Origin of the sequence: Streptomyces sp. NBC_01622, assembly GCF_045209635.1 — a bacterium.
Classification (GTDB): domain Bacteria; phylum Actinomycetota; class Actinomycetes; order Streptomycetales; family Streptomycetaceae; genus Streptomyces.
Map to the genome: position 1 here is coordinate 10794092 of NZ_CP109293.1, position 13054 is coordinate 10807145.

The window sequence follows — 13054 nt, forward strand, 5'->3', positions numbered from 1 at the left end:
GCGGAACGGGCATCGGGTGACAGGTCGCGGCAAGGGACAACTGGAGGCGCAGTACGGCCTCCTCACGAGCATCGCCACCGAGGCGGGCGTCTCGCTCAGCACGGTGTCCAAGGTGGTGCACCGGCGCCGGGACGTCGGCGCGCGGACCCGCGAACGGGTCGAGGAGCTCCTCGCCCGGCACGGCTTCGTCCGGCCCTGGGAGCGGGACCCCGGGACACCCCGGCAGATCATCGCGGTCTTCCGCGACCTGTCCGGGCCGTACACGCTGGAGGTGGTCCGCGGCATCGTGGACGCGGCCGGAGAGCTCGGCATCGACGTGGTCACCGGCACGACGAGCCGCCGGTCGATCTCCGGGTGGCTGGAGCAGTGCGTCGCGCTCGGCGCCGCCGGCATCGTCATCGTGATCTCGATGCTGTCCGAGGAGGACCAGCGCCGCATCGTCGAACAGCGCCTCCCGGTGGTCCTCATCGACCCGCTCAGCGCACCCTCCGAGGACATCCCCAGCATCGGCGTGACGAACTGGAGCGGCGCCCGCGACGCCGTACAGCACCTGCTGGACCTCGGGCACACCCGGATCGGCATGGTCGCGGGCCGCTCCCACTCGCTGGCCGGGGCGGCGCGCGTGCACGGCTACCGGGCGGCGCTGGAGGAGGCCGGGATCGCCTACGACCCGGCGATCGTCCGCTCCACCGACTTCGACTATGCCGAGGCGCTCGCCACCGGTGCCCAGATCCTGCACGCCGACGACCCGCCCACCGCCGTCTTCGCCGCCAGCGACGCACAGGCGCTCGGCGTGCTGGAGGCGGCCCGGCAGCAGGGCCTCGCCGTACCGGACGACCTCGCGGTGATGTCCTTCGACGACACGCTCGTCGCGGCGATGGCGTGCCCACCCCTGAGCGCCGTACGCCAGCCCTTCGAGGAGCTGGGCCGCGAGGCGACCCGGGTGCTCCTGGAACTCGCCCAGGGACGGCCGCCCGTGTCCCCGCGCATCGAGCTGGCCACGGAACTCGTACTGCGGACTTCGACGTCCGTGCGGAGACGCGTCAATACCACGTAACTCCCCATTCCGCGAAACACTTTCGAAACGCGGCGGTGACATTGCCATGTCCGCTGCGAATACTGGCTTCCTGCCCGGACCCCCTCCCGGTGAAAGGAAGGCCGTTGACAAGAACCTGGGTGCGAAAGGCTTTCGCGTGGGCGACAGCCTTCGGTACAGGCGTGGCATTCGCCATCGCCTCCGCGACAAGCGCGTCGGCCTATCAGCCGAGTCCCGCCAATCTGTATACGGCGACCAACACCGCCGCCTGCAACAAGAGCCCGTGCGTGCTCTACCCGAAGTCGGCCCAGTTGCCGGACGGCCGGATCGTGGCCACCTTCGAGAACGACCAGACCGCCCCGGTGGGCCAGACTCTGCCCGTCTACAAGAGCGACGACAGCGGCACGACGTGGGCGAAACTGTCCGACGTCAAAGCCCCCGCCTATCTCTCCAGCGACTCCAAATACGCGAAATACACGAGCAATTGGACCAACCCGTATCTCTACGTTCTCCCGCAGAACGTCGGCAGCCTGAGCGCCGGCACCCTGCTGCTCGCGAGCATCGTCTCGGGCGACGACTACTACTACCAGGAGCAGAAGGCCGCCAACTCCAGCTGGACGCCCACCAGTGACGGCGACCGCAAGGACGTGGCGCTCGCCCTGTACTCCAGCACCGACGACGGCGCGACCTGGACCATCCAGAACATCATCGCCGCCGGCGGCTGGCAGGGCGGGAGCGCGGGCAACATCGGCCGGGTCTCCACGGCCAACACCTCCGCCCAGGTCGACCCCGTCTGGGAACCCCATCTCCTCGCCCACAACGGCCAGCTCATCGCCTACTACTCCGACGAGGACGACTACACCGGCTACAACACCACCACCGGTGCACCGACCCTCGACCCGGCCAACGACACGGCGACGGACTCCGGCGGCCAGGTCCTCGTCCACCGCACCTGGAACGGCTCCAGCTCAACCGCCTGGAGTTCCCCGGTCGTTGACGTCCCCGGATCCACGGTGAGCATGGGCAGCGGCAAGACGGAGATCGGCGGCGGCCGGCCCGGCATGACGACCATCGCCCCGACGACCGACGGCAAGTGGCTGCTGACGTACGAGTACTGGGGTGGCGGTACGAATGTCCGCTACCGCATCTCCGACGACCCGACGAAGTTCTTCTCCGCCACGGACAACGCCATCACCTCACTGCCCGTCCCCTCGGGCGGGGCCACCCTCGCCACCGGCGGCAGCCCGGTCCTCCTCCCCATGCCGGACGGCCGGATCGTCTACAACGCGGCGGGCAGCGGCGACGTCTGGGTCAACGAGTCCGGGCTCTCCACCGGCACCTGGAAGGAGTACAAGACGTCGATCGCGGCCGGCTACAGCCGCACGCTCCAGTACGTCGACGGCACCGGACGCGTGCTCGTACTCCAGGCGTCCTGGAGCGGCAGCAGCGTCGGCCCCGTCAAGTACGCCGAGGTCGACCTCGGCCGCTCCGACGGCGCCTACTACAGCCTCGTCAACCGGCTCACCGGGCAGGTGCTCAGCCCCGCGTCCGGCAAGACCCAGGACGCCAACCTCACCGGGAACACCCCCGACCTCGTCCTGAGCGCCGCCAACTCCGCCGACGCCACCCAGCGTTGGCACCTCACCGCCAAGGGCAGCAACATCACGCTGCTCAACAAGGCCGGGGGCCGCTCGGTCGCCATCTGGACCGGCACCGCGACGGCGGGGCAGAAGCTGGCCCAGTGGGTCGACGACGGAGCCACCGACAAACAGTGGACCCAGGTCGCGTCCTCGACCAGCGGCTACTACAAGCTCCGCTCGGTCCTCAACACCAGCCTCTACATGACCGGTTCGACCGCCGGCGGCTCCGTCACCGTCGCGGCGGCGACCACCGACGGCTCCCAGGACTGGCAACTGGTCCAGGACCCCCTGCCCACGGCCTCCACCTTCACCCTGAAGGGCACGAACTCCGGCCGCTGCCTCGACGTCCCGAACGGCGCGACGGGCGTCCAGGTCCAGATCTACGACTGCTCGGGCAACGCCAACCAGACCATCACGCAGACCGCGGCCGGTGAACTCCGCGTCAACGGCAACTGCCTGGCCGCGAACGGCGACGGCACCACCGCGGGCACCACGCTCATCCTCTGGGCCTGCAACGGAAAGTCCAGCCAGAAGTGGGCGTTCCGGGTCGACGGCACCATCGTCAACCGCTCCAACGGCCTGGTCATCGACGTGACCAACTGGGGGACGGCCAACGGCTCGAAGGTCGAGCTGTGGACCGGTCTTGGCACCGCCACCCAGCAGTGGACTCGCGGCTAGCTCGAGAACAGAAGCGGCGCCACCGTCTCCGACGGTGGCGCCGCTTCTCGTAGGTGTTCCTGTCGCTACTCGCGCTCGATACTCACCGGCACCGCGTGCTGCCGCAGCACCGTCGCGTCCCGTTCCTCGCCCACGAGTCGGACCCTCTCCCGCACCGGAGTGTCCAGGCTGGAGGAGCCGACCTGGAGCAGGATCTCGCCGGGCTCGACGATGCGCCGCCCCGCCAGGCCGGTGAAGGCCAGCCGGTCGGTGTGGACGTGGAAACGGACCGTCGCCCGCTCACCCGGCTCAAGGGCCACCTTGGCGAAGCCGAGCAGGGACCGCACCGGCCGGGTCACCTGGGCGACCGGATCGATCGCGTACAGCTGGACCGTCTCGGCACCCGCGACCGTCCCCGTGTTCCGCACCCGCGCACCGACGGTGAACTCGCCGTCCACCGGGACCGGTTCGCGGTCCACGCCAAGTCCGTCGATCTCGAAGCCCGTGTACGACAGGCCGTGCCCGAAGGGGAACGCCGGTGTCGGATCGAGGTTGGAGAGCCAGCTCTGCCGGTCGCCGAGCGGCGCGTGGAGGTAGGTGTACGGCTGGCCGCCGGGTGTGGTCGGGATCTGCACGGGCAGCTTGCCGCTGAAGTTCGCCTTCCCCGCCAGGAGTTGGGCCACCGCACGACCGCCCTCCTCGCCCGGCAGGAAGACCTGCACCATGGCCGCGGCGCCGGCCGCGAACCGGCCCACCGCGTAGGGGCGGCCACTGCTGACGACCAGGACGACCGGCCGCCCGGTCGCCAACACCGCCTCGACCAGCTCCTCCTGCACGCCCGGCAGCCGCAGATCCTCCACGTCACAGCCCTCGCCCGAGGTGCCGATCCCGAACATGCCCGCCTTGTCACCGACGACCAGCCCGGTCAGGTCGGCCGCGGCGGACGCCTCCACCGCGGCGGCGATACCGGAGCGGTCCGCCTCCCGGATCGGGCAGCCCGGCTCGAACTGCCAGTCCACGAAGGACAGTTCCGCCGCCAGGGCGTGGCGCAGGGAGGCCGCCTCGACACCGTTGCCGAGGTCGTCGCGCTCGGCCAGGACGTGGTTGGGGGAGCTGTAGCAGCCGAACATGGTGCGTACGTCGTCGGCGCACGGGCCGATCAGCGCGATGCGGCCGGTCGCGGGGAGGGGCAGGGTGCCGTCGTTCGACAGCAGCACGGCACTCGACTGGGCCACCGCGTGGGCGAGTTGACGGCTCGTCGGCTTGTCGAGGTCCAATTCACCCGTGATCAGGGCGGGCGGGCGCGGGTCCCAGTCGGCGTCGAGCAGTCCGAGTTCCGCCTTCTGGCGCAGTACCCGGCGTACTGCCCGGTCGACCAACTCCTCGCCGACCAGGCCCTGTTCGACGGCATGCACGAGCGCGTCGCCGAAACCGCGCTGGTCGGGCAGTTCGACATCCAGCCCGGCGGTCAGGGCGAGCGCCCCGGCGTTCGGCAGATCAGCCGCCACCCGGTGGTCGTTGACCAGGAAGGGCAGGGACCAGTAGTCGGAGACGACGGTTCCCTCGAAACCCCAGGCGTCGCGCAGGACTTCGGTCAGCAGCCAGCGGCTCGCGGCCGGTGCCTCGCCGTCGATGTCGGCGTACGAGTTCATCACCGACCGCACGCCCGCGGCGACGAGCCGTTCGAAGGGCGGCAGGATGACGTCGAAGAGTTCACGGCGGCCGATCCCCACGGGCGCGTGGTTGCGACCGCCCATCGAGGCGGAGTACCCGGCGAAGTGCTTGAGGGTCGCGTACACCCCGGCGCTCTGCAGCCCGGTGACATACGCCTCGGCCAACTCGCCCACCAGGTAAGGGTCTTCGCCGTAGGTCTCCTCGCAGCGGCCCCAGCGGTAGTCGCGGATGACGTCGACGACGGGGGACAGGCCCTGGTGCACTCCCGCCTCGGCCATGTCGGAGCCGATGGCCTCGCCCACCCTGCGGATCAGCGCCGGGTCGAAGGTGGCCGCCATACCCAGCGAAGTGGGGTAGATGGTGGCGCCGTAGGCGGTGAAGCCGGTCAGGCACTCGTCGTGGGCCATGGCCGGGATGTCGAACCTGCTCTGCGCCACCACCTGTCGCTGGTGCTCGGCCAGCAGGCGGGCGTGCTCCAGCGCGGGCCGGGGCAGGGTGCCGTAGGGCCGGGTCAGCTGGCCCAGGCCGTGCCGGGCGGTCTCGTCGAGGTCGCCGACACGGCCGAAGTGGTTGCTGCCCGGGGCCACTTCGGGGCCGTCGGCCTCGATGTCCTCCCAGGTGCTGCTCAACTGCGCGACCTTCTCCGGCAGGGTGAGCCGGGCGAGCAGCGCCTCGACGCGTTCGGCGGTGGGCAGGGCGGGGTCCGTCCAGCGGCGGTCGCTCTCCTCTTGGGGGAGGCCGCCGTTCTCGGGCATGGTGGTCGTCATTCACGACTCCTCGGTGTTGCGCGGGCACGGCGACGGGGCCGGGCGCCTGGTCCGGCCGTCGTAGCGGTCTGAACTGCCCGGTGGTGGGGGCTACTTGGAGAAACCGGCGGTGAGACCGGCGACGAGCTGACGGCGGGCCAGGATGAACAGGGCCAGCATCGGCAGGGTGGAGAGCACCACCGCGGCCATCGTGGCCGGTACGTCGATGCCGAACTGGCCCTTGAACAGGGTCAGCGCCAGCGGCAGTACGGCCTTGTCGCCGCTCTGGGTGAGGATGAGGGGGAAGAGGAAGCCGTTCCAGACCTGGAGACCGTCGTAGACGGCGACCGTCATCAGTGCCGGGCGGGCCAGGGGAGCCGCGAGCGACCAGAGCATCCGCCAGTCGCCGGCGCCGTCGACGATCATCGCCTCGAACAGCGAACGCGGCACGTCCCGCAGGAAGCTGACCAGGATCATCACGGTGATCGGCAGCGCGAACGCCGCCGAGGGCAGGACGATCGCGAGCAGGCTGTCGTAGAGATGCATCCGGATGATCAGCAGATAGACCGGGATGATCACCGCCTGCAGCGGGATCGCCAGGCCCAGCAGGAACACGCGGAACGAGACCCGGGAGAAGCGGCTGCCGGCGTTGCGGACGATCGAGAACGCGGCCATCAGGGCGACGGCCACGGCGATGACGACCGTGCCCGCGGTGACGATCACGCTGTTGAGGAGGTAGGTGGTGAAGTCGCCGTCCAGGACGGTGCGGTAGCTGTCCAGCGTCGGGTGGCTGGGCAGGGCGAGGGGGCTGTCGGAGGTGAAGTCGGACTTGCTGCGCAGGCTGGTGACGACCAGCCAGTAGATGGGGACGACGACGATCGCCGTCCAGAAGAGGGCGGCGCCGCCGGTGAGGGCGCGGCGCAGGATCCCCGGAACGGGGTTCTTCCGGACGGGGCCGGGCCTCGGGGCCCGGTGGGAGGGAACGGTCCGCCGTTCGGTGGCGGCGGCACGGGTCTTGGTCACGGTGGTGCTCACATGCCCTCCTGCTGGCTGTCCATCCGGGTGAAGCCGGACAGGCGGGTGGTCAGCAGCGACAGGCCGAGGCCGAAGACCACGAGCAGGGTGGCCACCGCGCTGGCCCGGCCCATGTCGTGGGCCTGGAAACCGGTGATGTACATGGAGAGGGGAAGGACGCGGGTCGCGGTGCCGGGCCCGCCGGTACCGCCGGACAGGACGAAGATCAGGTCGAAGTAGGTGAGCGAGCCGACCAGCATCAGCGTGCTCGACGTGACCAGCGTGTACTTCAGCTGCGGCAGCGTGATGTGCAGGAACCGGGTCACCGGCCCGGCACCGTCGAGCGCGGCGGCCTCGTACAGGGCGGTCGGGATCTGCCGTATGCCCGCCTGGTAGAGGAGGGCGTGGAACGGCACGAACTGCCAGGCGATAACGAAGATCACCGTGTACAGGGCGAGTTCGGGGGAGCCGAGCAGCGGCTTGGCCAGCCAGTGCAGGCCGGGCGTGGCGCCGATGCCGAACGACGGGTCGAGCAGCGCCTGCCAGGTCAGACCGATCGCCACCGCGGAGAGCAGCAGCGGCAGGAAGAACAGCACGGCGAACAGGGCGCGCAGCCGCCCCTTGGGCGCCTGGAACAGGCCGAGCGCCAGGGCGATGGGCGTCTGCACCAGCCAGCTGACCACCATCACCTTGACGGTCAGCCACAGCGACTGCCAGGTGGCGCTGTCGGTGAGGACGGACGTCCAGTTGGTGAGGCCCGCCCAGCTGATGGAACCGAGGCCGTCCCAGCGGGCGACGCTGAGCGCCGCCACGCCGATCAGGGGGACGAGACCGAAGAGGCCGAAGAGGAGCAGGGCCGGGGCGGCCATGAGGAGGCCGCTCCCTCCTCTCCGGCGTCCGGGGGGGGTGGTGATCGTCACGACCCCGCCTTGCTCATGTTCACCCCGAAGTCGGCCGGCGAGATCTGCCGCAGGAACGACTTGTCGGTGTTCGTCAGCAGCGGGTCGGCCTGGTCGGACGGCAGCGCCTGGTCCCAGGAGAGCTGGAAGCTCGGGGCCTTCTCCACCAGGTCGTAGACGAAGGTCAGCCACGCCTTGTCGGAGGACGAGGTCACCGCGGCCAGCTTGGAGTCCAGGCCCTTGACCGGCGGGACGCTGCCCGAGGCGAGGTAGGCGTCGACCTGGGAGCCGTTCAGGATGTAGTCCTTCAGGTAGGTCAGCGCGTCCGACTTGTGCTTGGACGACGTGTTCAGCGACAGGAAGTTCGACGGGTTGCCGACGATGTTCGCGGGGCTGCCTGCGCCGCCGGTGAGGGCCGGGAACGCGGTGTAGCCCAGCTCGCCCTTCTTCAGGAAGCCGGGCGCGGCCTCGGCGATGTTGGCGTACTCCCAGGTGCCCATCACCTCCATCGCCGCCTTGCCCGTGTACAGCAGCGCGGTCGAGGCGCCCTGGTCGTAGCTGACGGAGGACGCGTTGTCGCCGAAGGCGCCGGCCTTGGCCAGGTCCTGGAGCTTCTGGTTGGCCTTGGTGACCGCCGGGTCCTTCCAGGCGGCGGCGTCACCGGAGGCTATGTTCGCGAACACGCGCGAGCCGCCGGTCCGGTCGAGCAGGTACTCCAGGTACATCAGCGTCGGCCACTTGGAGTTCGCCGCGAGCGACAGCGGGGTAACGCCCTTGCCCTTGAGCTTCTTCACGGCCGCGAGGAGGTCGTCGTACGTCTTCGGCGGCTGGACGCCCGCGTCGGACAGCACCTTCTTGTTGTAGTAGAGGACGACCGGGGCGAGGCCGTTGACGGGGACGCCGTAGACCTTGCCGTCGAAGGTCGCGCTCTGCATCACGCTGTCGGTGTAGCGGTCCGAGTTCACGTCCGTGGCGTTCAGGACGTCGACCTTGCCGGCCTTGACGTAGTCGTTCAGGGCGCCGCCGCCCCAGCTGAAGAAGAGGTCCGGGGCCTGGTTCGCGCCGAAGGCCACGCGCAGCTTCTGCTTGTAGTCGCAGGACAGAGGCGGAAACGGATACCGGCCCGAAAGGCTTTCGGATGTCCCACCGCGGCTCGCCTGCCTGCTGGCCGGGACACTGACACGGAATTCACACCCAGGACAAGCACGGGAAATTCCTCGGTTACGAAACACTTTCGTGCGCCGCTCGGGGCGGCGGTCCTACGGTGACCCGTACGTCCTGCGGCCGGGAGTCGCCGTCCGGGAAACATCGCTTCCGCAGCTTGCCCGAACTCATGCTCCGGTCGACGCTGCGGGTGTGAAGTGCGGCGGGTTCCCCGCCCGGCACCGGTTTGGGCAACTGGTGCGGCCAGGCACGCCAGTTGAACTCCCCGACCCGGTTCAGGACCTTGGGGCCGGTGAGGCACCGCACGGATGGGCGTCGATCACAGGCCGCTCCTCGGGAACAGGCGGTATCGGCGCCACGGACGCCGCGGCCACGGAGTTTCGGCACCGGCGGCCGGCGACCGCTGGGATGCGCCGACCCCTCGCCGCCCGACCCGATCGCACCGCACCACGGGTCGCTACCGTACGAACGGGCGCTCGGGTGTTGGGATGGGGGTGGCAGAAAGGGGCCGTGGTGGACGGTGACGGGGTTGGCGGGTCCGAGGAGGGCCCGGCGGATCGGTTCGTGCTCGCGCGGCGGGCGGTCTCCGCGATCGGGTCGACGCTCGACGAGCGCAGGACCGCGGGGGAGTGCGCGGGGTTCCTCGTCGACGAGCTGTGCGAGGCCGCGGCCGTCGACCTGTTCGCCCAGGACGAGGCACGCCCCGCACCGCACGGCATGCTGCACCCGATGGCGGCCGTCGGCCGCAAGGAACTCCTGGACAGCCTGCGCAGCACGCCACGTGAGGACGTCATGGTCCGCGCCCTGGACGCCGGCCACCCGATCACCACCTCCTTCACCACCAACGACCACGGCGTCCTGGCCGCCCTGTCCGTGCCGCTGACCGCCTGGGGCAAGGCCTACGGCGCGCTCCTCGCGATCCGCGCCGGACGCACCTTCGGCGACGACGAGGCCGCCGCCGTGCACTACGCGGCCCGGCTCACCGCCGCCCATCTGCACCACGCCGTCGAACACCACCGACTGCGCACCACCGCCCTGAACCTGCAGCAGGTCCTGCTCACCGAGCCCAGCCGCCCCCACCCCAACGTCGAGATGGCCACCCGCTACCTGCCCGCGGGCAGCGGCACCCTCGTCGGCGGCGACTGGTTCGAGGCCGTACGACTGCACTACGGCCGCACCCTCCTCGTCATCGGCGACGTCATGGGACACGGCCTGGACGCGGCCGTCGACATGAACGCCTACCGCTCGATGCTGCGCTACGTCGCCTCCACCGACCTGCCGCCCCACCGCATCCTGCGCCAGATGGACACCGCCATGTCCGAGGAGCACAACCGCCGCCCCGCGACCTGCCTGCTCGCCCTCCTCGACCCGGACCGCGGCACCGCCGCCTTCGCGAGCGCCGGCCATCTGCCGCCCGCCGTCTTCCACCGCGAGGGCGCCGGTGAACTGATCCCCGTCCCCGTCGGCCCGCCCCTCGGCACGGGCTCCGCCGACTACGAGATGACCACGCTCACCCTCACCCCCGACGACACGCTGGTCATGTTCACCGACGGCCTGGTCGAGCGGCGCGGCGAGGACATCGACGTCTCCCTGTCCCGCCTGGCCCGGCTGCGCCTCCACCCCGGCCAGGGCGTCTCCCGCCTCCTTGACGACATCGTGCTCCGCCTCCACGTCCAGGAGGCCGAGGACGACGTCGCCGCGATCGCCGCCCGGCTGCGCCCCAGAAGCTCCGTTCCCGGATAACTTCGCAGACGGGAAACAAGTACGTCGGCCGATGTCCCCGGCCGGGCCGGATCATGCGCCGGCCAGCCGCCCGCCAAGGTTTGGCAACACCCCGGCAACGCCCGGATGTTGCCGGTCACGGCTTGGCCAACCCCTTTCCGCCCGTTGGCCGCAAATTCACCATCCCGTCCACCAGTCACGCCTGGGCGGTGCAGCACCAGGCCTGGAACAACGGCAGGATGGACCAGTGGCTGCCCGCCCACCGCAAGGCCGACGGCGTCAACGGCCCCTACGTGATGGGCTATTACACGCGCGAGGACATCCCGTTCCAGTTCGCGCTCGCCGAGACCTCCACCATCTGCGACAACTACTTCTGCTCGGTGTTCGGGCCCACCTGGCCCAACCGGCTGATGTGGATGACCGGTTCGATCGACCCCGGCGGCACCCGGGGCGGCCCGATCATCAGCAACGTCGCACCGACGCCGTACCGCTGGACGACGTACGCGGAACGCCTCCAGAACGCCGACGTGAGCTGGAAGGTCTACGAGCGGGGTGTACGGCCGCAGCCGCACGGCACGTTCGAGGACGACGCGCGCAACGACCGGCTGCCGACGGTGTCGTGGATCTGCCCCACGAGCTACCAGTCGGAGCACCCGGACTACCTTCCGGCCACCGGCGCCGACGACGTCGCGTCGAAGATCGAGGCCATCGCCTCGAACCCGAAGGTGTGGCGCAAGACCGCGTTCATCCTCAACTACGACGAGAACGACGGCCTGTTCGACCACGTCGTCCCGCCGACCCCGCTCACGGGCACGAAGGACGAGTTCATCCAGGGGCTGCCGATCGGCGGCGGATTCCGGGTGCCCGCCATCATCATCTCGCCCTGGACCGTGGGTGGTTGGGTCGCCTCGGAGGCCTTCGACCACACCTCGGCGCTGCGGTTCCGCTTCCGCGACGCCCGGCCGCGCCTTCTCCAGCTGCCCCACGACACGGCGGAGCAGCTGGAGAAGGCGCGGGAGGAGGTGGCGACCCTGCCGAAGCCGACCCTGCCTGGCACGGGCCACGGTCACGGGCGTCCCTGGCCGGTGTCACCCGGTCAGGGCCGCCCGCGCCGCCGACAACGCCTGCTCGGCATAGCCGCGCCCGAACAGCACCACATGCACCAGCAGCGGAAACAGCTGGTGCAGCCCGACACGGTCGGTCCAGCCGGGGGCGAGCGGCGCGGCCTGCTGATATCCCTCCAGCACCTCGGACAGATGAGGGCAGCCGAAGAGACGCAGCATCGCCAGGTCGGTCTCCCGGTGTCCGCCGTGCGCGGCCGGGTCGATCAGCCGGACGTGCTCGTCGGCGCCCCACAGCACGTTGCCGTTCCACAGATCACCGTGCAGCCGGGCGGGCGGCTCGGCGGGACCGGCGAGTTCGGGCAGCCGTTCGCAGACACGTTCCACCACCGCGGCCTCGGCGTGCTCCAAGGCGCCCATGTCGACCGCGCTGCGCAGATAGGGCAACACCCGTTGTCCGGCGTACCAGTTGGGCCAGTCGGCGGTGGGAACGTTGCGCATCGGGGCGAGCCCGATGTACGCCTCCGTGGGCCCGCCGGGCGGCGGCGCGCCGAACGCCGGTGCCCCGGAGGCGTGCAGGGCGGCCAGCTCCCGGCCGAACCGGACCGCCGCTCGCGCGCTCGGCGGACCGGTGTCGACGCGATCGGTGATCAGCCACCGCTCGTCCAGCCCGCGCACGGCGGGCACACGGACCGTACCGGCGTCGCCCAGCCAGCGCAGCCCCGCCGCCTCGGCGCGCAGCGCGCCGGGGGCCGCATCGCCCTTGACGATCACCAACTGCCCACTGTCGAGCGCGACTTCGGTGACCGTCCCGGACAGCGGACGCTCGCCGGTCACCGCGCACCCGGTGAGCCGGGCCGCCGCTGCGCTCGGGGTCTCGCTCTCGGTCACGGGGACAGCGTAGGACGGGTCAACGAGCTCCCGACCCACAGGCCGGACTCGCGCAGCACCCGCTCCACCGTCTCCTCCAGCGGGCTCGTCGCCGGGACCACCGTCTCGACACCACGGGGGAGCACGTCCAACGGCCGGTACCACTCACGGAGTTGGTGCTCGCTCACCTCGTCCGCGATGGGCTTCGTCGCATGCCGGGCCAAGGTCTCCTCGAACGGCACGTCGAGGTAGTAGCAGTGCGTGCGGCCCGGATGGTCGGCGAGCAGCCCGGCCAGCATCTCGCCGTAGTGGGCGACGTAGAGGATGCCTTCCAGCACGGTGTGGAAACCGTGCGCCAGGGCGTGCCGGACGGTCAGGTCGATCAGGCCGATGTTCGCGCCGCCGGGGACGTCGCGCTCGCGCAGCACCTCGCGGCGAAGGACGTCCTGGCGCACCAGTGCGACACCGCGCCCGTACCGCTCGCGCAGGGCAGTGGCCACCGTGCTCTTGCCGGAGGCGCTGTTGCCGCGCAGCATGATCAGCCGGGTGGGGGAGGAAGGCGGCGTGGTCA

At 70.6% G+C, this 13054-nt stretch carries 9 protein-coding genes and 1 pseudogene; 4 read left to right on the forward strand and 6 right to left on the reverse strand.

Annotated features, from left to right (window positions below; genetic code table 11):
• Nucleotides 1–16 precede the first annotated feature (16 nt).
• On the forward strand, nucleotides 17–1057 hold the full coding sequence (locus OH768_RS49890) for a substrate-binding domain-containing protein (RefSeq protein ID WP_406463920.1): 1041 nt from the start codon (nucleotides 17–19) through the stop codon (nucleotides 1055–1057).
• A gap of 161 nt (nucleotides 1058–1218) precedes the next feature.
• Nucleotides 1219–3354: an RICIN domain-containing protein gene (locus tag OH768_RS49895; RefSeq protein WP_406463922.1), complete on the forward strand. Its 2136-nt coding sequence runs from the start codon at nucleotides 1219–1221 to the stop codon at nucleotides 3352–3354.
• 65 nt (nucleotides 3355–3419) lie between these two features.
• On the opposite strand, the gene OH768_RS49900 is transcribed toward OH768_RS49895, so the two are convergent.
• The 4 genes from OH768_RS49900 to OH768_RS49915 all read right to left on the reverse strand — a co-directional run bounded on the left by OH768_RS49900 (nucleotide 3420) and on the right by OH768_RS49915 (nucleotide 8898).
• Entirely contained in the window at nucleotides 3420–5774 is a 2355-nt protein-coding gene (locus OH768_RS49900) for a glycoside hydrolase family 3 N-terminal domain-containing protein (protein ID WP_406463924.1), read from the reverse strand.
• A gap of 90 nt (nucleotides 5775–5864) precedes the next feature.
• On the reverse strand, nucleotides 5865–6788 hold the full coding sequence (locus OH768_RS49905; protein WP_406463925.1) for a carbohydrate ABC transporter permease: 924 nt from the start codon (nucleotides 6786–6788) through the stop codon (nucleotides 5865–5867).
• Nucleotides 6785–7636 carry a sugar ABC transporter permease gene (locus OH768_RS49910; RefSeq protein WP_359615646.1) on the reverse strand — a complete coding sequence of 284 codons (852 nt, stop codon included), beginning with the start codon at nucleotides 7634–7636 and terminating at the stop codon, nucleotides 6785–6787. Before OH768_RS49910 ends, OH768_RS49905 begins: the two co-directional genes overlap by 4 nt.
• Before the next feature lie 47 nt (nucleotides 7637–7683).
• Nucleotides 7684–8898 carry an extracellular solute-binding protein gene (locus OH768_RS49915; RefSeq protein WP_406463928.1) on the reverse strand — a complete coding sequence of 405 codons (1215 nt, stop codon included), beginning with the start codon at nucleotides 8896–8898 and terminating at the stop codon, nucleotides 7684–7686.
• Between the two features lie 445 nt (nucleotides 8899–9343).
• On the opposite strand from OH768_RS49915, the gene OH768_RS49920 reads away from it, so the two are divergent.
• A complete protein-coding gene (locus tag OH768_RS49920; protein ID WP_406463929.1) occupies nucleotides 9344–10573 on the forward strand; it encodes a PP2C family protein-serine/threonine phosphatase in 1230 nt (409 codons plus the stop codon).
• A 161-nt stretch (nucleotides 10574–10734) separates the two neighbouring features.
• Nucleotides 10735–11607, forward strand: a pseudogene (locus OH768_RS49925) (alkaline phosphatase family protein); the annotation flags it as partial.
• Nucleotides 11608–11640: 33 nt separating this feature from the next.
• Here OH768_RS49925 and OH768_RS49930 read toward each other — a convergent pair.
• Both OH768_RS49930 and OH768_RS49935 read right to left on the reverse strand, forming a co-directional pair.
• Nucleotides 11641–12504 carry a fructosamine kinase family protein gene (locus OH768_RS49930; RefSeq protein ID WP_406463931.1) on the reverse strand — a complete coding sequence of 288 codons (864 nt, stop codon included), beginning with the start codon at nucleotides 12502–12504 and terminating at the stop codon, nucleotides 11641–11643.
• A complete protein-coding gene (locus OH768_RS49935) occupies nucleotides 12501–13019 on the reverse strand; it encodes an AAA family ATPase (RefSeq protein ID WP_406465759.1) in 519 nt (172 codons plus the stop codon). Before OH768_RS49935 ends, OH768_RS49930 begins: the two co-directional genes overlap by 4 nt.
• Nucleotides 13020–13054: the final 35 nt, after the last annotated feature.